The organism is Paenibacillus daejeonensis DSM 15491, assembly GCF_000378385.1.
Taxonomy (GTDB): domain Bacteria; phylum Bacillota; class Bacilli; order Paenibacillales; family Paenibacillaceae; genus Paenibacillus_D; species Paenibacillus_D daejeonensis.
This window is the reverse complement of the sequence record NZ_KB899662.1, coordinates 263,936-287,028: the sequence shown is the minus strand read 5'-3', so window position 1 is coordinate 287,028 and position 23,093 is coordinate 263,936. Positions and strand designations below refer to the sequence as shown.

Below are 23,093 nucleotides of genomic sequence, written 5' to 3'. Positions count from 1 at the left end.
CAGCGTCGGGACACGCTCGCTTGGTGCCTCTAAGGCAAGTTTCTTTCGTTGCAGCATCGGGACACGCTCGTTTGGTGCTTCTAAGGCAAGTTTCTTTCGTTACAGCGTCGGGACACACTCGCTTGGTGCTTCTGAGGCAAGTTTCTTTCGTTGTAGCGCCGGCACACGCTCGCTTGGTGCTTCTAAGGCAAGTTTCTTTCGTTGTAGCGCCGGGACACGCTCGTTTGGTGCCTCTAAGGCAAGTTTCTTTCGTTGCAGCGTCGGGACACGCTCGCTTGGTGCCTCTAAGGCAAGTTTCTTTCGTTGCAGTAATCCAACCTTCTCAATGAGGTGCACAATGTTACTTGGATAGCGCCGCTGGCCGTCGAATCGCCCAATGAGGTGCACAATGTTACTTAGATAGCGCCGTTGGCCGTCGAATTGCCCAATGAGGTGCAGAATGTTACTTAGATAGCGCCGTTGGCCGTCGAATTGCCCAATGAGGTGCAGAATGTTACTTGGATAGCGCCGCTGACCGATGATTCGCCCAATGAGGTGCACAATGTTACTTGAACTGCGTAGCATTGGCGTCAGCCCGGCCAGACCTACAGGTGCTGGACGCTGTACAGCCGTGCATATGCGCCGTTAAGCCGCATGAGCTCCTCGTGCCTGCCTTGCTCGACAATGGCGCCGTGCTCCATGACGATGATCTGGTCGGCGTGGGTGATGGTGGAGAGCCGGTGGGCGACAATAATGGTCGTCCGGTTAGTGGACAGCTCCTTGAGAGCGTTCTGAATGAGCTGCTCTGACTCCAAATCCAGGGCGGATGTGGCTTCGTCCAGAATTAGAATTGCCGGGTCCTTGAGGAACACACGGGCAATCGCGACTCGCTGTTTCTGACCGCCTGATAGCTTGACGCCGCGCTCCCCAATCTCCGTATCGTAGCCGTCTGGCAACGATTCGATGAAGCCCTCGGCATTGGCCCGGCGGGCCGCCTCCCTCATGGCTTCCTCGGTGGCGACGGGATTGCCGAGCAGGATGTTCTCACGGACGCTGCCGCTGAACAGGATGTTGTCCTGCAGCACCATGCCAATCTGCGAGCGCAGACTTTGCAAAGTGACCTCCCGCACCTCCTGACCATCGATGCGAATCTCACCTTCTTGCACATCGTAGAAACGCGGCAAAAGGCTTATGAGCGTGGATTTACCGCCTCCGCTCATGCCGACTAACGCCACGGTCTCGCCAGGAGCGATCCTCAGGCTAACATCGCGCAGCACCCAATCGTTTTCATCGCGGTACCGGAAGGACACGCGCTCCAACTCCACGGTTCCCCGAACATTTTTCAGCTCTCGGGCATTTGGCGAATCCGTTACATCCGGGGGCTCAGCCAGCAGTTCCATCACCCGTTCCATCGAGGCCGAAGCCTGTGTCAGTGTAGTTGATGCATTGACTAACCGCCGTAGCGGCGTATACAGCCGGTCCAGATAGCCATAGAAGGCCACAAACTCGCCTAGCGAAAGATCCTTAGTGATGACTAGATAGCCGCCATAAGCAAGCACCAGCAGCGGAGCAAGCTCGGTTAGCGTATTGATGATGCCGGTCGTCAGAGCGTTCCATTTGGTCAGTGCAATTGCCCGGCTCAGGAAGTGGCCGTTTTTGCCGCCAAACTGCTCTTGCTCATGCTTCTCCAGCGTGAAGCTCTTGACGACAGGGATGCCATTCACATGCTCGTTCAGATAGCCCTGCATATCCGCTAGTGCAGCGGAACGGGAACGGGAATAGTCCCGTAATCGCTTATACAGCTTTTTGACCGCATACGCATAGAACGGCAGCACAATGATCGCGACCAGTGTCAGTGGAACATTCATAGTGGCCATAATGACAATGGCAATCGAGAGGGTGAAAATGTCCAGCCAGACATTCATAAGCCCCGTTTCAACGATGGCTTTGGTCTGCTCGGCGTCGTTGACCATTCGGGAGATAATCTCGCCACTCTTGCGGCTCTGATAGAACCGCAGCGATAGCCGCTGCAGATGGGCATAGAGCTTGTTGCGCAGATCGAACAGAATTTTGCTGGTCGTAAGCTGCGCGTAATATTGCCGGTAGTATTCAATCGGATAACGGACAACAATGAAGACGACAAAAGCAAGCCCGATCACCGTCAGCAGCTGTGTGGTTTGCTCGGCGATGGGCTTGGGAGCCATCAGAATATCGTCGATTACATATTTGAGAAAAAGCGGCATCATGAGCGGTATCGCAAACTTGACCATACCGATCAACAAGGTAAGTGCGACAAGTCCCTTGTAGGGCTTGACGAACTTGAGGTACATTCGGAGCTCTTTCATCTGCTACCTTACATCATAGCCAAGAAACGCCTCGCGCACCCGGTTCCAGAACGGGAACGGTCGATAGCGGGCAAACCGGACACGCAGGTCAGAGACGCTGCAGCGGATGGCATGGATGTCCTCCCTCTCAATATTGATATGATCAATGGCAAGCAGCAGGCGCTGCTCTTTTTTTGAAATAATGTCCACATGATGGTGCTCGGGCAGAACGATGGAAGAGCCCAAGGTCCGATACACGCGGTTGTTAATCGACGCGATCTCGGCGATTTGCAGGGATGGTATGGACGGATGCAATACCGCACCGCCGACACTTTTGTTATAAGCGGTACTGCCAGTCGGTGTCGAGATCACAATGCCGTCCCCCCGGAACATCTCGAACAACTCGTCATTGACATTGAGCTGAGCGACAAGCGTGGCATTGACACCCTTCAGCGTAAATTCGTTAAGCGCCAGATAGTCGGTTTTGCCATCGGAGGTGTCGAGTTCGATTTTGGCGAGTGGATAACGTACGAGAAACGGCTCTGCCGTCGCCATCCGATCGACGAGATCCTCCAGTTCATTGGCTTGCCAGTCGGCATAGAAGCCGAGGTGGCCCGTATGTACTCCGATAAAAGAAACATGATCCAGCTTGTGCAAAAAGGTATGAAAAGCGTGAAGCAATGTGCCGTCCCCGCCGATCGAAATCACGATCTCGGGCTCGTCCTGATCATGGGTAAAGCCTTTGTCTGCCGCCAGTCGGTGAAGTTTCTCCGCGAGCCCCTGCGACAGGGAATCTCCTCGGTCCAGTACAGCATATCTCAACAGTAACGGCCCCTTCCTCGTCTTGATTCTACACTGAATGATAGCGGAAAACGGTCCGAAACACAATCTCACACGGGACCCAGCCATCCCCACAACGCGTAAACGAGAAACACAGCTAAAAAGCTGTGCACCAGCCTGGCCACTAAAAAAGGACCATAGCGCATGCCAGAGCGGCTGATCAGACTGGCGACCTGTGCATGCACGGACAGTCCTCCCCAAGAAAGCACCCAGGCGGCAATGGCCAACTGATGGATGAGCGATCCGCCTGCTGCCCCGGCCTCGCGTGAACCCAGTGTCACCTCGAATAGTCCGCTAATAATGGCGTCCGACAAGGATGAGGGCAGGCCAACCATTCTCATCAGCGCATCGATCCAGGCGGCTAACCTTGGGATCGCACCTGCCTGTGTCAGCACTTCCATCATCACCGAGAAGAACACGACCAAACCGCCAACGACCAGCATCAGGCGAAGAGCGGATTGGATTGCGTCATGCAGCAGCGTGCCGAACTCGCGACCATCCTCCAGCCTTGCCTTGTGCATGGCAGCCAGAGATGCCCGGAATCTGCCGCCTGTCGCCTGTTCTTGTTGGGGGGGCGGCGTGGAGGGTGCGCGCCGATCATGAAACCGCATCATGACACCAATCATCATCACAGAGCCATAATGGGCGGCGGCGAGCAGTGGGGCGACGGCAACGTTATGGAAGAAGCCGACCGAGACGGCACCAATGAGAAAAATCGGGTCCGAAGAAGTGGTAAAGGCAACAAGCCGCTCCCCTTCCGCACGATTGACCAGCCCTTGTTCCCGCAGCTGTGTTGTCAATCGGGCTCCGACAGGATAGCCAGCCACCAGTCCCATGGTCATGACGAACCCGCCTATGCCGGGAATCCGGAACACGGGGCGCATCAGCGGGTCCAGCATGGTGCCGAAGAAGTGAACGACTCCGAATCCCAGCAGGATTTCCGAGAGGACGAAGAAGGTGAATAGGGAGGGAAACAGGACTTCCCACCAGATTGCAATGCCGCGGACGGATGCGCCAAGTGCCGCTTCGGGGAAGACGGCAAGCAGAAGCGAGAGCGCGCTGGCAAGCAGAGCGGTCCACAAGACCGGATGAGTGAGACGTCTCAGCATGACAGCCCTCCTTGCGCAATAAACCCATTTTGGACATACCTATATTGAGATATATGCAGAAGGCGGGACAGGCAGCACTGTGAAGGAGGCAAACCCCAGAAAAATTGGCTTATCTCGCTGTCAGGGCTTGCCCACATGCATTCACGCCGGACCTGGGACATATCTCCATGCACGGCAGTATGGTATAATAGTCTCACTTGAAAACAAACGGCGACATCTATTCATCTAGCGGGAGAGACGAGACTCTCTCTCTCGAATACTTGGTATGGGAGCTCTGACTCGATATGACGACAAAAATGACCATCTATGAAACAGTAGGCGAGGAAGCGGGGGTCCGGGCGATTGTTGAGGCTTTCTATCCAAGGGTTCAGGCGCATCCCCTTCTGGGTCCTCTTTTTCCTGAAGATATAACACCGGTTATGGACAAGCAGACCTTGTTCTTGACACAGTTTTTCGGAGGACCTATGCGCTATTCGGAGCAGTACGGCCATCCGATGATGCGGGCACGGCATATGCCTTTTCCAATCAACAGAGAGCGTGCACTGGCTTGGCTGGAGTGCATGAGAGGGGCGCTGGAGGAGCTGGGCATGAACGCTGAGCTGCGGGAAGTCATATTGGACCGTTTATCGGCCCCGGCCTTCCATTTCATTAATACGGAAGAGGAGGACGAATAGGTGCTGGAGCCGCTGTATACGATCAAAATTCAGTGCGTCTGCTGCGAGCGGACCTTCGAGACCTCCCGCGTGCGACAGAGCTTCAAAAAGGCGATTCGCACCGACAGCGATTTTTGCGCTTATTACAAGGAAGGGCATAACCCGGATTATTATGTGGTCCGTGTCTGCCCGAATTGCGGGTTCGCTTCGACCGAGAATTCAATTGCCGTCCTGAATGAAGTGCAGCGCAAGCTGTATCGCGATAAGCTGGGAAGCAGCTGGACTGCCCGCGATTACGGGGGCAAACGCACCTGGGAGCAGGCCCTGCAGAGCTATAAGCTGGCCCTCCTGTGCGCTCAGACGGTACGAGATAAGGAACGTATTATTGCAGGGCTATTGCAGCATATTGCCTGGTTGTATCGCTACAAGGACGAAACCGAGCAGGAACTGCGTTTTCTCCGGTATGCACTGGATTCTTACGTTCGGGTGTATGAGGTGGAAGGCGGTTCAGTGAACAATGCACGACTGATGTATCTGATCGGGGAACTGAATCGGCGTCTGGACGAACCATACGAAGCCGTGAAATGGTTCTCGCGTGTTATTCACGACAAGCGGATCGTCGATGCGGCTATGATCCGGGCGTCAAGGGAGCAATGGCAGCTGTTGCGCGAAGACATGCTGGCCAAAAAGCTGGAGATTCCTGAGGAAATGAAAGCCTCTCAATAGTGGCGACGGTCTGGGCTTAGGTGCCCAGCCGTCGGATCACAGTGTCTGTGAGCAAATAATCGTTGTCCGTATCCAGCAGGGTCACTTTGTTCCTGCAGCACGGAAAGACCAACAGGCGTTTGCGGCCGTCTGCAATCTCCTGTAGCTCCTGCGGCTTCATGGGGAGCAGCACCTGTTCTTCACCGCAAAATGGGCATTCCGGGACATACAGGTCGCCCATCGTCTGGTCATAGGGCAAGCAGCGCTCGAGTGGGATCATGATTCGGGCTTGTCCTTCGTTTCGGATGCGGCTTCTTTGGCTGCCAGCTCGGCCATTTTTTGCAGCAGGATATGGCGTGGCATGTGCATGAGGTGCTCAATCGGCACACCTAGCTGCTCGGAGAGCTTAATGGCCGTTTCGGCAGAAATCTGCAAGGGTCTGGACATGGTACATCCCTCCTGGGTTTAGTTTTATAAGAGCGTCTTAACAGGCATGGCCTTTTGAAGCATAGTATAGTTATACACCTGTCGGCGGGTTTTGCGCAAATAGCAGGTCTACATAAAAAAGGAGTGGTGACGATGGAGAAAGGGTTGCCCACGAGTTGGGATCTGGAGGTATTCTTTGCAGGCGGATCGTCATCGGCGAGCTTCGCAGAGGAACTGGAGCAGCTCTCCCGTGAGATTGGACAGCTGCAGACAGAGACGGCAGAGCAGAATGGAAACGTCACAGGGGAGACCTTAAATGCTTGGACGACTACGGTGCAATCTATTCTTGAGCGGCTGCGAGAGGCCGAATCCTTTGTCTCCTGTTTGATGGCCGAACAGATGACCGATACACGGGCCTCGCGTCTCAACAACCGCGTGCAGACACTGGCTGCCGAGTTCGGACAAGCGCTGACCGGATTTGACGAGGCGCTGAGCCGTCAGCCGGATGAAGTCTGGCAGACATGGATTCAGCAGCCGCAGCTGGCGGACGCTGCGTTCTATCTGGCAGAACGTCGCGAGCTGGCGCGAAGGAAGCTGCCGCCCGAGCAGGAAGCACTGGTCAGCAGTCTGGCCGTAGACGGGTATCACGGATGGGGAGAGCTGTACAATACGATCGTCTCCGGAGCCCGCTTCACCTCGCCGCCTGAAGCGGGAGAGGCACGTGAGCTCTCGGCCGGGCAGATGCATAACCTGCTGTCTCATCCGGATCGTTCGGTGCGGGTAGCTGCATTTGACGAATGGGAGCGGGTCTGGGGCAGCCAGTCTGTGCTGTGCGCTGATGCACTGAACCGGCTGGCAGGCTTCCGGCTCCAGCTCTACAAGCAGCGGGGCTGGTCCTCGGTGCTGCAGGAGCCGCTGCAGATGAACCGGATGAGTGAAGGCACACTCGATGCCATGTGGTCTGCTATCGAGGAGAGCAAGCCGCAGCTGATTGCCTATCTGGAGCGCAAGGCGAAGCTGCTCGGGGTGGAGCGCCTCGATTGGCATGATGTAGAAGCGCCGCTTGGCAATGCCGGCAAGACGATCGGCTATGAGGAAGCAGCCCAATTCATCACCGAACGCTTCCGCAGCTTTGACCCGCAGATGGCCGATTTTGCAGAGACGGCTTTCCGGGACGGATGGATCGAGGCGGAGGATCGGCCGGGCAAGCGGCCGGGGGGCTTCTGCACCTCGTTCCCGCGGACTGGACAGACCCGGATCTTCATGACCTACTCCGGCACAGCATCCAATGTAGCGACGCTGGCTCATGAGCTGGGGCATGCCTATCACCAGCATGTGATGAATGATCTGCCGCCGATGGCGCAGGAATATGCGATGAATGTAGCGGAAACGGCCTCAACCTTTGCCGAGCTGATTGTGGCTGACTCGGCCATGCAGCTGGCACAGGACCCACAGGAGAAGCTGGCGCTGCTGGAGGACAAAATCCAGCGCTCGGTCGCATTCTTTATGAACATTTATGCGCGTTTCCGGTTTGAGACGGCCTTCTATGCCAAGCGCAGCGAAGGTACATTGTCCGCCGAGGAGCTGGGCGAGCTGATGACGGAAGCCCAGGAGACAGCGTTTGGCGGGGCAGTTGAACGCAAGCACCCTTCTTTCTGGGCATCCAAGCTGCATTTTTATTTGACGGATGTGCCGTTTTACAATTTCCCGTATACCTTTGGTTACTTGTTCAGTACGGGAATTTATGCTCGCGCGCTGGAGCAAGGGTCGGCCTTTGCGGATCGGTACGTGGAGCTGCTGCGCGATACCGGGCGTATGACGGTAGAGGAGCTGGCCCAGAAGCATCTGGGCGTGTCGCTTGAAGCCCCGGACTTTTGGCGGAGCGCGGTGGCGCTCTGCGTTCAGGATATCCAGACGTTTTTAGAGATGACGGAATAAGAAGCGAGGCCTGCCAGGTGTACACTGTACGCCTTGGCAGGCCTTTTCAATTGGAAGCGTGTCGGTACGCTGATGCTTGGGTGATGCGCTTAATTTTCTCGTATCATCGCATGATGAGGGGGAGGCGGAGCAGAAGAACCCATTAATACAGTCCATGGAGGTGGGTGGGGATCTCGCGTGGCGGGGGAGAGGTGGCTGGCTGCGCTAAGGTCAAAAGTACAACTAATTCTAGCTTGAGTTGAGATACTGAGGCCCGTAAAGACAAAAGTGCAATTAATCTCGCTGGAATACCCATATATTTCAATAAACGAGCGATTTAGTTGTACTTTTGACTTTAACTGTGTCATTTTGCTATTATCATGTGCTATTAATTGTACTTTTGACTTTAAGGGGCAGTGGTCGTGATTTTGGTCACAGCGATGCTACTGGATGCGTGGTTATAATTAGAAATATCCACTTCCGGAGTGACCTGATATAAGGTTGTCTGCCATAAATGTTGTACATTAATTATATATATGATACATTAAATATACCGAATGGATCGGATTGTTCTGCAATATGCAAGCCGATAGGGTAAAACCTGTGTAAAATATGGGGGGATGGGACATCGAGCTATCAGCGCGTCAGTTAGAGATCATGGATATTGTCAAGCAGCACGCGCCGATCATTGGCGAACAGTTGGCTGAGATGCTGGGCGTCAGCAGGCCGACGCTTCGTTCAGACCTGTCGCTTCTGGTCATGCTGGGTCTGCTGGATGCCAAGCCGAAGGTAGGCTACTTTCTGGGAACGGCCTATCGTCAGGACAATGCCGCTCTCCAGAGTCTCAAGACGATGAAGGTACGTGAAGTCCAGGGCTCGCCGGTCAGCATCGCGGATACGTTGTCGGTGCATGACGCAGTCATTACGCTATTTATGGAAAATGCGAATACGCTGCTCGTCGTTAGCGAGCACAAGCAATTTTTGGGCATTGTCACGCCAAAGGATCTGCTGAAGGTCACGCTGGGCAATTCGACCGCCGCGACGATACCAGTCAGTATGGTTATGACCCGCTATCCGAATATTGTCACCGTGCAACCCGACGATCCGGTCACCGAAGCCGTTAGAAAAATGATCGCGCATCAGCTGGACTGTCTGCCTGTCCTGGAGGAAACAGAGAGTGGGACGGAGGCTGTCGGCTGGGTGACGAAGACGAATGTCGTTCATCTTCTGAAGGATTTGGTAACAGCAGCGGAATAGGGGGAGCAAAAGTTGACACAACAGCAGCGGATTATTTATGTCTGTTCAGATGCCGTAGGCGAAACGGCGGAAGCGGTCGCACGGGCGACCATTCGCCAGTTCCCGGCAGGAGAGGTAGAGCTTCGGCGATATGGTCATATCCGGACGGAGGAAGAGATTATCTCCATCGTTACGGAAGCCGCGGCAACGGGAGGATTCATCGCTTTTACACTGGTACAACCGGAACTGCGCGAGATGATGAAGGAAGAGGCCAAGCAGCGGGGCGTGCGGATTGTCGATGTAATGGGGCCGATGATGCAAGCCTATATCGACACGTTCAACGGGTTTCCGAGGCGTGAGCCGGGACTCTTGCACACGCTTGATGACGATTATTACCAACGGATTGATGCTGTAGAGTTTGCAGTGAACTTTGATGATGGCAAGGATGCACGCGGACTGCTCCAGGCGGAGGTCGTGCTGATCGGGGTCTCTCGAACATCGAAGACGCCGCTCAGTATCTACCTTGCGCATAAGGGAATCAAGGTGGCCAATCTGCCGCTCATGCCGGAGGTGAAGCCACCAGCTGAGCTCATTCCTTCCTCAGAGCGCCTCATTGTTGGTTTAACGATGGATCCGCGCCAGATCATCAAGATTCGTGCCGAGCGGTTAAAATCCATGGGGCTGCCCGCCGTTTCTCGCTATGCCTCAGAAGCCCGCATCCATGAAGAATTAAACTATGCTTCAGAGGTCATGCGCAAGCTCGGCTGTCCGGTTATTGATGTGACGGACCGCGCCATTGAGGAGACGGCTGGCATCATTACAACCTGGATGCATGAGCGTAAACGTTCACCGCAGCCGTAAAAGAGGTTGTTCAAAAAGCCCTCAATTGATCACGAAGGAGCCCGGGAAGCAAACTCGACATCGAATCTTGCGTTCACCTTCGAAAAGTATCGCTTACGATGCTAGTTTCCTTCGGAAACTCTTAGGTGCTCATGTAGGTTTGCCTACACTCCGCTCCTCCTTCTTCAGGTTCTCGCAACCTTCTCGGTGCTGAATCGTTGGCTTTTTGAACGTGCAATTAATGGACGGCAACCGCCGTTTCACCTTGAATAACTCGGAGGGGGATGCAGAATGGAACGAGAACTAGCGTTGGAACTGGTCCGGGTCACAGAGCTCTCTGCGTTGGCAGCCGCACCATGGATGGGACGGGGCGATAAGAATAGTGCCGATGGAGCTGCTACCGAAGCGATGCGGCGGATGTTTGATTCGATTACGATTCAGGGAACAGTGGTAATAGGGGAAGGCGAGATGGACGAAGCGCCGATGCTCTACATCGGCGAGCAAGTAGGCAATCTGCAAGGCCCTGCCGTAGATGTCGCTGTGGACCCGCTGGAGGGGACGGAGATCGTTGCGATGGGGCTGAACAATGCGATGTCCGTTCTGGCCATCGCACCTCAGGGGCAGCTGCTGCATGCTCCCGACATGTATATGGAGAAGCTGGCGGTAGGACCGGCGCTGGCGGGCAAGCTAAGCATTCGCGATCCCATCCGGACGACCGTGGAGAAGGCAGCGCTGGCACTCAACAAACCGCTCTCCGACCTCACCGTTATCCTGCTGGATCGGCCTCGGCATGCTGAGCTTGTGCAAGATCTCAGAGACGCTGGCGTACGGATCAAATTCCTCTCGGCCGGAGATGTTGCCGGTGCGATGGCCCCTGCTTTCCCAGAGACGGGTATCGACCTGTATGTCGGTTCGGGCGGCGCCCCGGAGGGCGTATTGGCAGCTGCCGCACTGAAGTGTCTGGGCGGTGAAATTCAAGGCCGGCTGATGCCTGAGGATCAAGAGCAGTTTGATCGCTGCATCACCATGGGGATCTCGGAGCCGAGGCGGGTGCTCAGTATGGACGACATGGTCGGTACGGGCGATGTGATCTTCACCGCGACCGGTGTGACACCAGGGGAGTTTCTGGGTGGTGTGCGCTACCTTCCCGATCAGCGGGCGGAGACGCATTCGGTTGTCATGCGGGTGAAGACCCAGACAATCCGCTATATTCGTTCCCTGCATTATTTGCCTAACAAAGCGTTGCTGAGAAGTGCCAATTAACCAACGAAAAGGGGAGTTCCACGATGGAAAGAACATTTGTTATGGTTAAACCGGATGGCGTCAAACGAGGATTAATGGGTGAAATTGTAAGCCGTTTTGAGAAAAAAGGGCTGGTGCTCAAAGATATCAAGGTGATGACCATTCCAACGGCATTGGCGGAGGAGCACTACCGCGAGCACAAGGAGAAAAAATTCTTTGGCGAGCTGGTAGATTTCATTACCTCTGGTCCGGTTCTCGCCATGATTTGGGAAGGCGACAAAGCCGTTACCAATGCCCGCTCCCTGATTGGCAAGACAAACCCAGCTGAAGCTGCACCGGGTACCATCCGTGGCGATTTCGCTCTCATCATGGACAGTAACATCGTGCATGGCGCTGATTCTCCTGAAAGTGCCGAGCGTGAGATTGGATTGTTTTTTGGAGGAGACCAGTAAAGCAGTAGCTAACCGTTGACGGAATTGGAAGAACTATGCTATATTAGGTCAAAATAACTCAGGAACACGTGACGGAAGCACCGTACATTGCGCATGGAATGCGTAATTTACGGTGCTTTTTTGCGTGTTCTCACAAAGAGAGGAGCCCATCATGAAGCTGGGACATTTGATCATAGCGGCCAGGGAACCCGAGTATATTCAACGTTTGACCTCGTATATGCGGGACGTGCCGTTCGGCGCGGCCTGGCAGGTGACGGCGTTCACCCATCCGCCGGCAATGAAGCAATATCTCAAGAACAGCTATCCGGCGGATTTGGTACTTGCGCAGCCTGATTTCATCGAGGAGGCAGGCGAACTGATGCCTTCGGATGCCGTAGTGGCGGAGCTGGTGCGCCAGCGACGGGGAGAAAGTGGAGCAGAGCTGCTGCAATTTCAACCGTTGCCAGAGTTGCTGCGTCAGCTGACGCAGCTGTATCGCGAGGCATCGGGAAGCATCGCCGAGCCCACGCAGTTGAAGGGAGCGCCACTGATCGTTAGCGTCTATTCCGCCGCTGCTGGCATCGGCAAAACAACGCTGGCCCTGCATCTTGTTCGAGCGGCGGCGATGCAGCGCAAAAAAGTGTTTTATCTGAATTTGGAGCAATGGCATGGAGCAGGGAGTCTCTTCGGGGACCAGCCCGATGATAGCTTCTCGCGGATGCTGTATAGCTTGCAGGCCCAGCCGGATCAGGCACAAGTAAGATTGCGGGAGTTGAGGAAGCAGCACGGCGTGCTGCAGTGCGATACCTTTGCACCACCCCAGGGACCGGGAGAGCGTCGGGCATTGACGGGAGCCGTAGCGGCTTCACTGCTGGGAGCCATAAGGGGCAGTGGCGAATATGAGCTGATTGTCGTCGATATGGATACCTGGATGGACGACGTTCATGAGCAGGTCACGTCTGCCAGCCAGCTGTTGCTGTGGTTATGGTCCGATGATGCTGCCGTGCGAGGCAAAACCCAGTACGGGCTGGAGCAGGCAAGGAAGCGCGGCGGCGAGCTGCTGCAGAACCGGCTGCGGATGATTCGCATCGGAGAGCAGGAGCGTCCTGCTTCAGGGAGCGGGCAGCCAGATTCGCAAGGCATCCTACCTGTGATCCCGCAATGGCTGGGTCCACAGGCGGCTCCAGTCCCTTTTGCTTCGCCCCAGTACCGCCAAGCAGTAGATCACTTGATGCACCAGCTGGTTTATCCGGAGGGAGGAGATGAACTTGATCGCAGCAGAGGAGGTGGTGCTTGGGCTGAGGCGCCGTATTCGCGAGCGCATTGATCTAAGCGGTGCAGTGGATGATGCTGAGCTGACGGCGATTATTGAGCAGGCGGTCTTTCAATGGGAAGGTTCTGCGGTGATGACCTCGACCGAGAAGCTGCAGATGGTTCGTCGATTATTCCATTCGTTTCGCGGATTGGATGTACTGCAGCCGCTCATGGATGACCCCTCGGTGACAGAGATTATGATCAACGATTATGATGACATTTTCATTGAGCAGGGCGGCGCCATGAGCAGGTATCCACATGCGTTTGAGAGCCGCGAACGGCTGGAGGATCTGATTCAGAGTGTCGTGTCCCGGGTGAACCGGGTCGTCAATGAATCCTCGCCTATCGTTGATGCGAGACTCCCGGATGGTTCGCGCGTCCATGTGGTTTTGCCCCCGATTGCGCTGAAGGGACCGACGATGACGATCCGCAAGTTTCCCGACCAGCCGCTCTTGATGGCAGATTTGATCCGAATGGGGGCGGTGAGCGAGCAAGCTGCCGAACTGCTACGCCAGTTGGTTGTCGCCAAGTACAACGTGTTCATCAGCGGCGGCACCGGCTCTGGTAAGACGACCTTCCTTAATGCGCTGTCCCAGTTCATCCCCGCCGATGAGCGGATTGTCACGATTGAAGATTCGGCGGAGCTACAGATCCGCAGCGTACCGAATCTGGTCTCACTGGAGACGCGTAATGCCAATACCGAAGGCAGAGGCGAGATCCCGATGCGTGAGTTAATCCGCGCCTCCCTGCGGATGCGGCCCTCCCGGATTGTCGTGGGTGAGGTGCGCGGGGGAGAAGCGCTGGATATGCTGCAGGCAATGAATACTGGCCATGATGGTTCGTTGTCCACCGGCCATGCTAACAATACACGCGACATGATGGGACGGCTGGAGACGATGGTGCTGAGCGCAGCCGACCTGCCCGTGCCGGTCATCCGGCAGCAAATCGCATCGGCCATCGACATTATGATTCACCTCTCCAGACTGCGGGATCGCAGCCGCCGGGTGACAGAGATCAGCGAGGTCCTGGGTCTGGAGAATGGAGAGGTACGGACGCGGTGCTTGTATCGTTTTGTGGAGGAAGATGAGCGGGAAGGCAAGATTATTGGCGAACTGAGGTCAACTGGGGAGCCAATGAGCGGCGTAGCCAAGCTGCAGATGGCCGGTCTGGCGGGAAGGGAGAGCGGCTGATGCAGGAGATGACAGATTATCGTGTGTACATGCTCAGTAGAGGCCAGCAGGCGCTTGCTGTGGCGCTGGGAGCATTGATCGCTTTTGTGGCTTCATATCTGTTCTATCGGTCGGTAATTGTAGCCTTGCTGTGCGCCGCTTCCGGCTTGCTGATGCCACGCTGGTGGCGGGCCATCCTGGCCGAGCAGCGTAGGCAGCGACTGCGGCTGCAGTTCAAGGAAGCGTTGGTTTCCCTAACTTCCTCACTTGCTGCGGGGCGCTCTGTCGAGAATGCGTTTCGTACGCTCGCTGACGATCTGCAGCTGATCTATCCCGATCCGAAGACGGATATTCTGAGGGAGTTTACCCTTATTCGGATCCGTCTGGATAATGGGGAGTCACTGGAGCCAGCGCTGCGGGATTTCAGTGAGCGGGCCGGCATCGAGGACATCACGAACTTCGTGGATGTGTTCGCCACCGGCAAGCGAACCGGCGGGGATCTGGTCGAGATTATCCGTTCTACGGCCCAGACGATTGGCGAGAAGCTGGATATTCAGCTGGAGATCGCCGTCATGATTGCCCAGAAAAAGTTTGAAAGCCGCATTATGATGGCAATCCCGTTTATTTTCCTGGGATTTCTCGCTGCCGCAGCACCCGATTATATGGAGCCATTGTACGCCAGTCCGATTGGTTATGTGCTCCTGACGGTGTGTCTGGGTCTGCTGTCGTTATGTTATTGGTTCATGATCCGGCTGATGTCAATTCGCATTTAGCAGAGCTTGGCTGGATGTAAGAAGGGAGGTGAATGGAATGGTAGTGGCTCAGCTTGCTGCTGCCACGCTAGTCCTATTGTGGGCTGCCGGTTATGGCTGGGCGTTCCTTAGGCAGCGACAGATAAGCGGAGCTTCTCGTCGCAAGCGCAAGGAGCCGCTGACTTGGCATCTGACTCTGCCCTGGTTGGCGTTGGCGGAGCGGTACAATCTCTGGGAGCAGCTCCAGTCGTTCCTCACCATACTGCACAGCCGGCTGCTGATTCTGAACGGCGAGCGCCATACCTTCGATGATACGAAGCGTGAGCTGGCCCTGGCGGTCTCTTACGGCTATGCGGCCTTGACGGTCGCGGCCCTGATGGCATGGCAGAGTGAAGAGATGATGGTATTGGTCATCGGTTCGGTCATTGCAGGAATCATCCCTGCTGCCAAGCTCCGCGATCTGAAGACGCGTATCCATCGCCGCAGACAACAGGTCCTGCTGGCCATGCCCGAGCTGTTGAGCCAGCTCATGCTGTTAATCGGCGCCGGGGAGACGATCCAGCGTGCGTTGCTGCGCTGTCAGGCCAGTCATGTGCGGGAGGCTTCGGCGGGTCACCCCCTCTATGCGGAGCTGACCCGCATGTGCCATGACATGCACAATGGTGTTGCTTTTCATATCGCCCTGGAGGGGTTCAACAAACGCTGCGCGGTCCAGGAGGTGTCGATGTTCACGACCAACCTGCTGCTCAACTACAGACGGGGCGGCGACCGGCTCCGCTTGTCGCTTCGGGAGTTATCCTATGCCCTGTGGGAGAAGCGCAAGTCGGTTTCTCGCACGTTGGGTGAGGAAGCGTCGTCCAAGCTGGTGTTTCCGCTGGTGGTTATTTTTTTGATTCTCATGGTCATTGTGGCCTCACCGGCTGTATTGATGATGTCTTAAGCAGTACATACAAGAAGAGGAGTGTGTTGAAGCATGGAGAACATGAAACAGGCTGTAAAGCAATTTTGGAACGAGGAAGACGGAATTGGGACGTTGGAGATTGTGTTGATTATTGCGGTCGTGATTTTGATTGCATTGATTTTCAAAGATTGGATTATCGGCTTAGTAAATAGCTTATTAGGCGAGGCGGAGGGAAAAGCAAACGAGATTTTTGATTGAGGTGCGAAACATTAACTCTTTTCTACGAGGCGAAAGAGGCTCCTTCACCATCGAAGCGAGCCTTGTCTTCCCGGTCGTGCTGGTAGCCCTGCTCGCTATGCTGTTCATGAGCATGTACGTCTACCAGAAGGTGGTGCTGTACCATAGCGCATCGCAGGCAGCGGGACGGGCGGCGCACAGCTGGGACAACAGCCACCGGGATGCAATGAGTGGGATGGCCCCTGTCGGTCAGTATGATGGATTGTATTGGAGGCTGCATGACGATCATATGCTGGATTCGCTGTTCGGCTTGGTTGCGGACACGGAGCCGGTGCGTGTGCAGCTGCCAGCTGGCTCGGGAAGCGGAGGCGGACTACCGGAGGGCAAGTTGTCAGCTGCAGCCGTCTTTATCCCCGGCGCATACGGTGGCGACCTTACCTTTGATGGCGGCTTGACGCTGCGCACCGTGACGGCGCGTGTACGTCAGCCGATCCGGATTACACCACTTGAGACGCTACTCGGCCATTCGGAGCCTCAGGCACGCGCAGCGGGCACGGTTGTGGATCCTGTAGAGTTCATTCGCAGCGTGGATATGGTCCGATACTACACCGCGAAGTTTGGCGATATCGTCGACACCAAGGCGAAGCGGTCGCAGGCAGCTGAGATCCTGCGCGGACGCGCAGCCAAAGGGGGTGGCAAGAAATGATAAGACTCATCAAGCGACGAAGCCAGCCCCGACGCAGACGTTTTGCTGCGAACCGAGACGGTTCCATTACCGTGTTTTTCTCTCTTGTGATGGCAGGCATCCTGCTGTTTACAGCCGTTCTTATGGATTTCGGGAGGATTGCCGCAGCAGATCGCAAGCTGGAAATCGCCGTTCAAAGCGGTATTCGATCGGTGCTGTCCGCCTATGACGAAATGCTTTACAGCCGGTATGGGCTGTTTGCGCGGGGCGGCTCGGATGCTGACGCCATCTTGGAGCGGGTAGCAGACCGCAGCCTGGAGTCTCCGGAGAATGGGTTCCAACTGTTGCCCATGCAGCGAGAGGCTTCGCATGTGAACCCTTCGCAGGTATTGGGCACCTATGATGTATTCAGACGACAGGTGCTTGAAGAGATGAAATATAAAGCGCCAGTTGATTTTACCATGGATATTATCTCCCGCTTCAAGCCGCTCTCCGGTGCGATGAAGGAGGCTACCGCCACCGTCAATCTGCTGGAGAAGATGCGCAAGCTGTATGAGACGCGGGAGAAGGCGTTGAAGGAAGCTTTGACCCTGCAGCGAACGGCAGCAGCTATTGGGGCCGATTCTGGGCTCAAGAAGCTAATCCCAACTACAGTCGGTAGTCACCTCAATAGTCAGACGGCCATGAGTATTGTCTCAAGCTACAGTACCTATACCTCATGGCTGGCAAGCAATGAATTGACGGAGGATGGAACGGCCTTGCTGTACGGGGCGGCGATTGCCGCCTATCAATCCTCGGCGCGATCGACAGCCGATGAAATTCAGCAAGCAGCAGCAAGAGCGCTTGTCCGACAGGATCCGATCCTGCAGGAAGCTATCGTGGAGGTGGAAAAAGCACAGGATGCCAATCGAGCGATGAAAGAGCTGGCCAAGTCTGCCGCGGCCTCGGCTCCGAATGGGTACGATCGTCTTCAGAGTGCTGACAGCCCGGGAACTGACGGAGGTGATGTGCCGGGATCGGTTAGCGATGAGCTCGATGAGATTCGCCGGATGGCCGATGATTTGGTGTTGGTGGAGGATTATTTTGAAATGTACAAATCGGAAATCAGACAGCAGTTAACTGACTTTCGTTCCGTCGATATGGAAGGTGCGGCTTTCAAATCCTCGGTTAACATTGCGTTGAATGGCATGCATGCCCAATCCTTGATGCAAGAATCCCTGGCCAACTTGAATCTCAGCTTCATGACTTATATGACACGATACTCCGAACCAGGAGATATTCTGAATCAGCGTCATCTCAAGCTGCCGGCCAACGGGCCCACTGCCAAGCTTCAGAAGGAAAAGGAAGCGGCAGCAGCAGGTATGATGAAGGATGCCCGTGCGCTCTTGCAACGAATGTCTCTCAGCCCCCAGATCGGTGAGCACAAAGAAGCCTTCCTGCAGCTCCAAGAAAGATATGAGGAAAGTGTGAGGTTTAACGCTTACTTGGAGGGGGGCGAGTCAGGAGCCGAAGATCCTCTTGAAGGAAACGATGGGAGTGCGAGTGAAGACGCTGAACAAGCTATGAATGGGTTGGGTGGCTTGTTTGGCGGACTGGGCGAGGTGGCGACCGATTTTCGCGATATTTTGTACGTCGGGGAATACGCAGCCCAGCGCTTCGCGCATTTTCCGCCCCAGAAGCTGCAGAATCTGTTCGAATCGGTAGGCAGTGAAGAATTTGCACATGCCCTTAATGTAAGTCAGCAGGAGCTGGAATATGTGCTGTATGGCATTCATAATCCGGCAGGCAATGTGTCCGCCGCCTATGGCGAAATTTTTGCCGTACGGCTCGCCATTCGCACGATGGAGGGATTAATCGAAAGCCGGGCTCTGGGCCATCCGCTGCTCATTCTGGCGGCCGCTGTCGTCTATGGCATTGCCAAATCGGTGGAGGATCTGTTTGACCTGGTACGCAAAGGCAAGACGGAGCTCTCCAAATACATCAAGGTAGATGTCACTTACCTGGACTATTTGAGGGTGTTTCTGATGGTGCAAGGCTCGGCAGAGAACAAGATGTCGCGAATGATCGCCCTCATGGAGCATAACACCGGCTACCGGCTGGCGAGGATGCCGACCGGCGCATCCGCCGAAGTCTCGGCTTCATTAAGACTATGGTTCCTGCCGGGGATCATGAAGCAGTTTGCCCGAACGGGACTGCTGGATGGAAAGGTAACGGGGAATCGCTATGAAACAACGAAAACTGTGGCCTGGTCGTACTCGTAAAGAGCAGGGAGAGAGCGGCGGCATTGTGCTGGAGGCCGCCCTACTGCTGCCGCTGATCTTGTTTGTTTTGCTGTTTTTTATCTTTTTGGTGCAGTTGGCAGCAGCACAAATGGCTGTGAATGATGCTGCATCGCAGGTCGTCCGGCAAACTGCCGCGCATATACATCCTGCCTTACTGGCTGCGGACAAGCTCCCGCAGCGTCCTGCTCCCGAGCAGCAGCGGCTGCCACTTGCAGATATGAGCCGCGCTGCTGAAGCACTGGCCAGGTGGCTTCCCGAGCCGGCCGGAACCTTGATTACGTCAGCCATTACCGGTGATTGGAGTGCAACCGGGGACATGGCGGCATCTTACGTCGCCTCCAGGGTTGCCGAGCCGCTGCTGCATCGGCTGGCTGAACAGAGCGTGCTTGATGTAGAGAGACTGCGAGTGGAGAGTGTGAAGCTGCCGGACTTGCATGGTCGAGAGGAAGCGTATTTGGAGCTGGTGGCCGTTTACGACTACCCGCTTAATTTACCTTTTACACCGAGGTCCTTGAAATTGCATGGGCGTGTCTCCGAGCGTGTGTGGATTCCCGATGCCTTGCCTTCGGATTCTGGAAATATGGCAGATGAGGGCTCCTCACTTCTTCAAATTATTGGGATTCAGCCTGACCCTGTGCGCCCGGGCCGGAAAGCCAGGCTAATGGTACGTACAGATCCAGGGGCAACGGTTGCGCTCGCCGTGCAATATAAGAGCGGCTCCAGCAAGGCGAGGCACCTGGGCGAGGCAACGGCAGACGAGAATGGATATGTGGACTGGGAGTGGCATGTGTCAGGCAACACAACGCCGGGAACGTGGGAGCTTACGGTAACCGGGGCGGACGGTGCGCGCATCGGCATGCATTTTGATGTCGTCAAGGCTCAGGCATTGAATGAAGGGGGCACATAGAAATTGACAATGACAGGGATGGCAGCACTGATGATTGTGGGAATGGCTCTGATAAGCGATGTCAGGGCCATGATTATTCCCAATCGCTTGACATTAACTGCATGCATTTGTGGCTGGCTGTTTCATGGAATCGTCTCTGGCTGGTCCGGTCTGGGAGCCGCACTGCTCGGAACGGCAGCAGGATTCCTGCCCTTGCTAATCCTATACTTTTTGAGGGGAATCGGCGCTGGTGATGTGAAGTTGTTTGGTGCGCTGGGGGCATGGATGGGCGCAGCGGCGGTGCTGGAGCTGATGTGTTACTCCATCTTGTTGGCTGGGCTGATTGGACTGGTCATTCTAATGGTGTACCGTCCTTTTTTTTACCGCTGTCTGAATGTATTGCAGGGCTGGATGCTGATGAATAGCACTGGCGAAGCGCCTGACGATGACGTTAGCAACCGGAAGCGACTGCGCTTCCCGTTCATGCTGGCCGTAGCGCCGGCGGCTGTAATTTGCTTCGTATTCTAGCAAGAAGAGAGGAGACAGGTAATGGAACAATACCGGATGGATTTTGCTATGCAGCGCGGGCATGAGATGCTGCTGGACCGGGAGAAGGGTATTGTGCGTGAGGAGCTGGATGAATTGGAGCTGAGTATGCTCCAGGCAGCAGAGGTGCCTCGGTTGCTGAAGATGGACTGGTACGACCTGGATGGACATATTACGTTTCGCTATGCACTGGCAGGAAAACGGATGCTGTCGCAGCGACTTCAGACGGGCACGTTCACGATGCGTCAGTATTATCAATTGATACTGGCCATTGTGGAAGCCATCGAAGACTGCAAGCATTATATGCTGCGCAGCGAAGCGATTTTGCTACATGAGCATTATATGTATGTCGGAGATGCCTGGCAGGATATCGGCTTGGCTTACATGCCCTTACGCGTGGAACCAACATTGCCAGTACGCGAGCGCTTGACGGGGCTCGCGGTGCGGTGGACGGTCCATGTCGAGCAAGTAGATGGAGCCGGGCTGCAACGTATGCTGCGGGAGCTAGGACATGATATCGCTGACTGGACCGATTTGCGCGAGCTGTTGCTGGAACTGATTGCTTTATCAGGCAAGCCGGAGGCGGCCCCTGTAGGGCAGAATACCAGCCCCGAGATGGCTCAGGCTGTACAACCTCAATTATCTCGACCGAATCGACCGGCAGTTTCACAACCGTACAATGCTGCTCCGTTTTCCAGAGAGGTGGAAAAACAACAGCAAGTGGCAGCCCCAATTCCGCCAATCATGCAAGGAGCAGCGGTAGTTGATCCCCCAAGAGGGGTTCCAGTCGGAGCAACTAATGCTGATGCTGATCTGCCGGCTCCTGAAGTTGTGGAAGAGGAACAAGGTGAGGGCTCGAAATCAAGGCGCACCATTGTGATAGGTGCAATCGTCTTCGTAGCTTCCGCACTCGTATGGCGTTATGGCTACATGGATACGCCTACGATGCAGCGGGCTTTGCTGTGTGGAGGACTAACCTTGCTGGCAGCTGCTGCCGGGTACTGGGGCTGGCGGAGTGCAGACAAGTCAGAAGAGGCGGAAGAAGATGAAGCTGCTGTCCGTCAAGACATCCAGGACTACGAAGAGGAGCAGTCGGCCTGGCGCTGGGGGGGCTGGGAACGCCAACAGGTGGAAGGAAGCGAACTGGCAGTAAGTTCTGTACCCTCCGGGGCGGTGAGGCCTGCTGCAGTAGGAACTGCTACCTGGGAAATGCCAGATGCCAGTGTGTACCCTCCGCCGGTTCCTCCTACGGCTGCACCTTCACCTGGCAGTGAGGAAACCGTATTGTTAAGTTCATCTGACACCAAACAATCAGGCAGACCTGACGGTGCTTATCTGGAACGGCTGTGGGATGGTCGCTCCGAACGCGTACCCTTATCACACGGACGATTTGTCATTGGCCGCTCCGGCGAGAATGCGCATTACGTGGATAGCAGTTCAGGATTGTCCCGCTCCCATCTGGAAATTTTAAAAGAGAACTCCGGTTACGCCGTCAAGGATCTGGGATCCCGCAACGGCAGCTTGCTTAATGGCGAGTCCATGATACCTTATAAACAATACACCATTCAGTCTGGTGACCAGCTCCAGCTGGCGGGTGCAAATGGCGCGGTCTACACTTTTCAGCAAGTATAAGATCGTATACTGCAGAAAGAAAACCCTCCGAGTTTTCTGTGAAAACTCAAGGGAGGGTTTTGATACGAAGTGTAAATTCTTATCCGACCAATTCCTTCATCGCCTGATCTACAGTCGCATAACGGAACTCGAAGCCATGCTCTTGTGCCTTACGTGGTAGAACGCGTTGACCTTCGAGTAGCAGGACGGACAGCTCGCCGAGCAGCGTCTTCATGAGCACGGCAGGCACCGGGAACCAGTGGGGACGTCCCATGGCCCGGCCGATGGCCCGGCCGAACTGGTCGTTGGTGACGGGATCAGGGCTGCTCGCATTGATGGGACCGGAAACCGAGTCGTTGTCGAGGCAGAACAGAATCAAGCGCACCATGTCCTCCATGTGGATCCAGGACACCCACTGCTTGCCGCTTCCGACCCGCCCTCCGCCAAACAAGCGATAGGGCAGGGCCATCAGCGGGAACGCTCCGCCATCCCGACCCAGCACCAGGCTGACCCGCAGCTTGACCAGACGGTCTGTCGGAATCTCATCTGCGGCTGCCTCCCATTTGTCAACTACTTCGCTGAGGAAGTCCATTATCCTTTGCTCGCTCGTCTCGTCGAAGGTCTCAGTCTCCGATGTGCCATAATAGGATACCCCAGATGCATTAATGACAACGGCAGGACGCTGCTCCAGACTACCAGCGAACTTGGCGATGCGATCCGCTGCTTTCAGTCGCGATTGCAGGATTCGTTCCTTGGCTTTGTCTGTCCAGCGCTGGTTAATGGATTCACCGGCCAGGTTGACAATGGCGTCCACGCCTGCCAGCTTGTTCGGCTCTTGGTCCAGCTCATCCCACGTCACAACTTGGAGGCCGCTCCGCTGCTTTTTGACGCTGTCTTTGGAACGTGTAATAATCCAGACTTCATCTCCACGATCCAGCAGGCTGTCGACCAGCGCACCGCCGACAAAACCGCTCCCTCCCGTTACCGCTATCCGCATCGCCTTCACCC

23 protein-coding genes are annotated in these 23,093 nt (G+C 55.4%); 17 read left to right on the top strand and 6 right to left on the bottom strand.

What is annotated here, in order from left to right; genetic code table 11:
• Positions 1-584: 584 nt before the first annotated feature.
• The 3 genes from F556_RS0114695 to ylbJ all read right to left on the bottom strand — a co-directional run bounded on the left by F556_RS0114695 (position 585) and on the right by ylbJ (position 4,252).
• On the bottom strand, positions 585-2,324 hold the full coding sequence (locus F556_RS0114695) for an ABC transporter ATP-binding protein (RefSeq protein WP_026297302.1): 1,740 nt from the start codon (positions 2,322-2,324) through the stop codon (positions 585-587).
• A gap of 3 nt (positions 2,325-2,327) precedes the next feature.
• Positions 2,328-3,125, bottom strand: a complete 798-nt coding sequence (locus tag F556_RS0114690; protein WP_020617733.1) for an NAD kinase — start codon at positions 3,123-3,125, stop codon at positions 2,328-2,330.
• A gap of 68 nt (positions 3,126-3,193) precedes the next feature.
• Entirely contained in the window at positions 3,194-4,252 is a 1,059-nt protein-coding gene (gene ylbJ / locus F556_RS0114685; protein WP_020617732.1) for a sporulation integral membrane protein YlbJ, read from the bottom strand.
• Positions 4,253-4,536: 284 nt separating this feature from the next.
• On the opposite strand from ylbJ, the gene F556_RS0114680 reads away from it, so the two are divergent.
• Both F556_RS0114680 and F556_RS0114675 read left to right on the top strand, forming a co-directional pair.
• Positions 4,537-4,926 carry a globin domain-containing protein gene (locus tag F556_RS0114680; protein WP_020617731.1) on the top strand — a complete coding sequence of 130 codons (390 nt, stop codon included), beginning with the start codon at positions 4,537-4,539 and terminating at the stop codon, positions 4,924-4,926.
• Entirely contained in the window at positions 4,927-5,631 is a 705-nt protein-coding gene (locus tag F556_RS0114675; protein WP_020617730.1) for a DUF2225 domain-containing protein, read from the top strand.
• A 16-nt stretch (positions 5,632-5,647) separates the two neighbouring features.
• Here the strand turns inward: F556_RS0114675 and F556_RS0114670 are convergent, their stop codons facing one another.
• Together F556_RS0114670 and F556_RS37140 are read right to left on the bottom strand one after the other, a co-directional pair.
• The gene (locus F556_RS0114670; protein WP_020617729.1) at positions 5,648-5,890 is read right to left on the bottom strand and encodes a hypothetical protein; all 243 of its coding nucleotides are present in this window, start codon (positions 5,888-5,890) and stop codon (positions 5,648-5,650) included.
• The gene (locus F556_RS37140; RefSeq protein WP_020617728.1) at positions 5,887-6,057 is read right to left on the bottom strand and encodes a YycC family protein; all 171 of its coding nucleotides are present in this window, start codon (positions 6,055-6,057) and stop codon (positions 5,887-5,889) included. The genes F556_RS0114670 and F556_RS37140 overlap by 4 nt, the downstream gene beginning before the upstream one ends.
• 132 nt (positions 6,058-6,189) lie before the next feature.
• Here F556_RS37140 and F556_RS0114660 point away from each other — a divergent pair, with 132 nt between their 5' ends.
• From F556_RS0114660 to F556_RS0114590, 15 genes are all read left to right on the top strand, one after another.
• Positions 6,190-7,974: a M3 family oligoendopeptidase gene (locus F556_RS0114660; protein WP_020617727.1), complete on the top strand. Its 1,785-nt coding sequence runs from the start codon at positions 6,190-6,192 to the stop codon at positions 7,972-7,974.
• Positions 7,975-8,565: 591 nt separating this feature from the next.
• Entirely contained in the window at positions 8,566-9,210 is a 645-nt protein-coding gene (locus F556_RS0114655) for a CBS domain-containing protein (RefSeq protein ID WP_020617726.1), read from the top strand.
• A gap of 12 nt (positions 9,211-9,222) precedes the next feature.
• Positions 9,223-10,050: a pyruvate, water dikinase regulatory protein gene (locus F556_RS0114650; protein ID WP_020617725.1), complete on the top strand. Its 828-nt coding sequence runs from the start codon at positions 9,223-9,225 to the stop codon at positions 10,048-10,050.
• Positions 10,051-10,320: 270 nt separating this feature from the next.
• Positions 10,321-11,292, top strand: a complete 972-nt coding sequence (gene glpX, locus F556_RS0114645; RefSeq protein WP_020617724.1) for a class II fructose-bisphosphatase — start codon at positions 10,321-10,323, stop codon at positions 11,290-11,292.
• Between the two features lie 23 nt (positions 11,293-11,315).
• On the top strand, positions 11,316-11,723 hold the full coding sequence (ndk, locus tag F556_RS0114640) for a nucleoside-diphosphate kinase (protein WP_020617723.1): 408 nt from the start codon (positions 11,316-11,318) through the stop codon (positions 11,721-11,723).
• Positions 11,724-11,874: 151 nt separating this feature from the next.
• Positions 11,875-13,029: a P-loop NTPase family protein gene (locus F556_RS0114635; RefSeq protein ID WP_020617722.1), complete on the top strand. Its 1,155-nt coding sequence runs from the start codon at positions 11,875-11,877 to the stop codon at positions 13,027-13,029.
• The gene (locus tag F556_RS0114630) at positions 12,965-14,206 is read left to right on the top strand and encodes a TadA family conjugal transfer-associated ATPase (protein ID WP_020617721.1); all 1,242 of its coding nucleotides are present in this window, start codon (positions 12,965-12,967) and stop codon (positions 14,204-14,206) included. The genes F556_RS0114635 and F556_RS0114630 overlap by 65 nt, the downstream gene beginning before the upstream one ends.
• Positions 14,206-14,958 (top strand): type II secretion system F family protein, encoded by a 753-nt coding sequence (locus F556_RS0114625; protein ID WP_020617720.1) that lies wholly within the window; start codon positions 14,206-14,208, stop codon positions 14,956-14,958. Before F556_RS0114630 ends, F556_RS0114625 begins: the two co-directional genes overlap by 1 nt.
• A gap of 37 nt (positions 14,959-14,995) precedes the next feature.
• Entirely contained in the window at positions 14,996-15,877 is an 882-nt protein-coding gene (locus F556_RS34080) for a type II secretion system F family protein (RefSeq protein WP_020617719.1), read from the top strand.
• Between the two features lie 33 nt (positions 15,878-15,910).
• A complete protein-coding gene (locus F556_RS0114615; protein ID WP_020617718.1) occupies positions 15,911-16,096 on the top strand; it encodes a Flp1 family type IVb pilin in 186 nt (61 codons plus the stop codon).
• Between the two features lies 1 nt (position 16,097).
• Positions 16,098-16,781: a TadE/TadG family type IV pilus assembly protein gene (locus F556_RS0114610; protein ID WP_169447590.1), complete on the top strand. Its 684-nt coding sequence runs from the start codon at positions 16,098-16,100 to the stop codon at positions 16,779-16,781.
• Positions 16,778-19,021 carry a TadE/TadG family type IV pilus assembly protein gene (locus F556_RS0114605; protein ID WP_020617716.1) on the top strand — a complete coding sequence of 748 codons (2,244 nt, stop codon included), beginning with the start codon at positions 16,778-16,780 and terminating at the stop codon, positions 19,019-19,021. Before F556_RS0114610 ends, F556_RS0114605 begins: the two co-directional genes overlap by 4 nt.
• Complete coding sequence (locus tag F556_RS0114600) at positions 18,984-19,949, top strand: hypothetical protein (protein WP_020617715.1); 966 nt, start codon at positions 18,984-18,986, stop codon at positions 19,947-19,949. The genes F556_RS0114605 and F556_RS0114600 overlap by 38 nt, the downstream gene beginning before the upstream one ends.
• An 18-nt stretch (positions 19,950-19,967) precedes the next feature.
• On the top strand, positions 19,968-20,456 hold the full coding sequence (locus F556_RS0114595) for an A24 family peptidase (RefSeq protein WP_211222592.1): 489 nt from the start codon (positions 19,968-19,970) through the stop codon (positions 20,454-20,456).
• Positions 20,457-20,477: 21 nt separating this feature from the next.
• Entirely contained in the window at positions 20,478-22,106 is a 1,629-nt protein-coding gene (locus tag F556_RS0114590; protein ID WP_020617713.1) for a DUF6382 domain-containing protein, read from the top strand.
• 79 nt (positions 22,107-22,185) lie between these two features.
• On the opposite strand, the gene F556_RS0114585 is transcribed toward F556_RS0114590, so the two are convergent.
• A complete protein-coding gene (locus tag F556_RS0114585; RefSeq protein WP_020617712.1) occupies positions 22,186-23,082 on the bottom strand; it encodes a TIGR01777 family oxidoreductase in 897 nt (298 codons plus the stop codon).
• Between the last annotated feature and the right edge of the window lie 11 nt (positions 23,083-23,093).

Coding starts and splice junctions, on each gene's coding strand:
- F556_RS0114695 (WP_026297302.1), bottom strand. CDS start 2,324: ATGAAAGAGCTCCGAATGTACCTCAAGTTCGTCAAGCCCTACAAGGGA.
- ylbJ (WP_020617732.1), bottom strand. CDS start 4,252: ATGCTGAGACGTCTCACTCATCCGGTCTTGTGGACCGCTCTGCTTGCC.
- F556_RS0114680 (WP_020617731.1), top strand. CDS start 4,537: ATGACGACAAAAATGACCATCTATGAAACAGTAGGCGAGGAAGCGGGG.
- F556_RS0114670 (WP_020617729.1), bottom strand. CDS start 5,890: ATGATCCCACTCGAGCGCTGCTTGCCCTATGACCAGACGATGGGCGAC.
- F556_RS37140 (WP_020617728.1), bottom strand. CDS start 6,057: ATGTCCAGACCCTTGCAGATTTCTGCCGAAACGGCCATTAAGCTCTCC.
- F556_RS0114660 (WP_020617727.1), top strand. CDS start 6,190: ATGGAGAAAGGGTTGCCCACGAGTTGGGATCTGGAGGTATTCTTTGCA.
- F556_RS0114655 (WP_020617726.1), top strand. CDS start 8,566: ATGGGGGGATGGGACATCGAGCTATCAGCGCGTCAGTTAGAGATCATG.
- glpX (WP_020617724.1), top strand. CDS start 10,321: ATGGAACGAGAACTAGCGTTGGAACTGGTCCGGGTCACAGAGCTCTCT.
- ndk (WP_020617723.1), top strand. CDS start 11,316: ATGGAAAGAACATTTGTTATGGTTAAACCGGATGGCGTCAAACGAGGA.
- F556_RS0114635 (WP_020617722.1), top strand. CDS start 11,875: ATGAAGCTGGGACATTTGATCATAGCGGCCAGGGAACCCGAGTATATT.
- F556_RS0114630 (WP_020617721.1), top strand. CDS start 12,965: ATGAACTTGATCGCAGCAGAGGAGGTGGTGCTTGGGCTGAGGCGCCGT.
- F556_RS0114625 (WP_020617720.1), top strand. CDS start 14,206: ATGCAGGAGATGACAGATTATCGTGTGTACATGCTCAGTAGAGGCCAG.
- F556_RS34080 (WP_020617719.1), top strand. CDS start 14,996: ATGGTAGTGGCTCAGCTTGCTGCTGCCACGCTAGTCCTATTGTGGGCT.
- F556_RS0114615 (WP_020617718.1), top strand. CDS start 15,911: ATGGAGAACATGAAACAGGCTGTAAAGCAATTTTGGAACGAGGAAGAC.
- F556_RS0114605 (WP_020617716.1), top strand. CDS start 16,778: ATGATAAGACTCATCAAGCGACGAAGCCAGCCCCGACGCAGACGTTTT.
- F556_RS0114600 (WP_020617715.1), top strand. CDS start 18,984: ATGAAACAACGAAAACTGTGGCCTGGTCGTACTCGTAAAGAGCAGGGA.
- F556_RS0114595 (WP_211222592.1), top strand. CDS start 19,968: ATGGCAGCACTGATGATTGTGGGAATGGCTCTGATAAGCGATGTCAGG.
- F556_RS0114590 (WP_020617713.1), top strand. CDS start 20,478: ATGGAACAATACCGGATGGATTTTGCTATGCAGCGCGGGCATGAGATG.
- F556_RS0114585 (WP_020617712.1), bottom strand. CDS start 23,082: ATGCGGATAGCGGTAACGGGAGGGAGCGGTTTTGTCGGCGGTGCGCTG.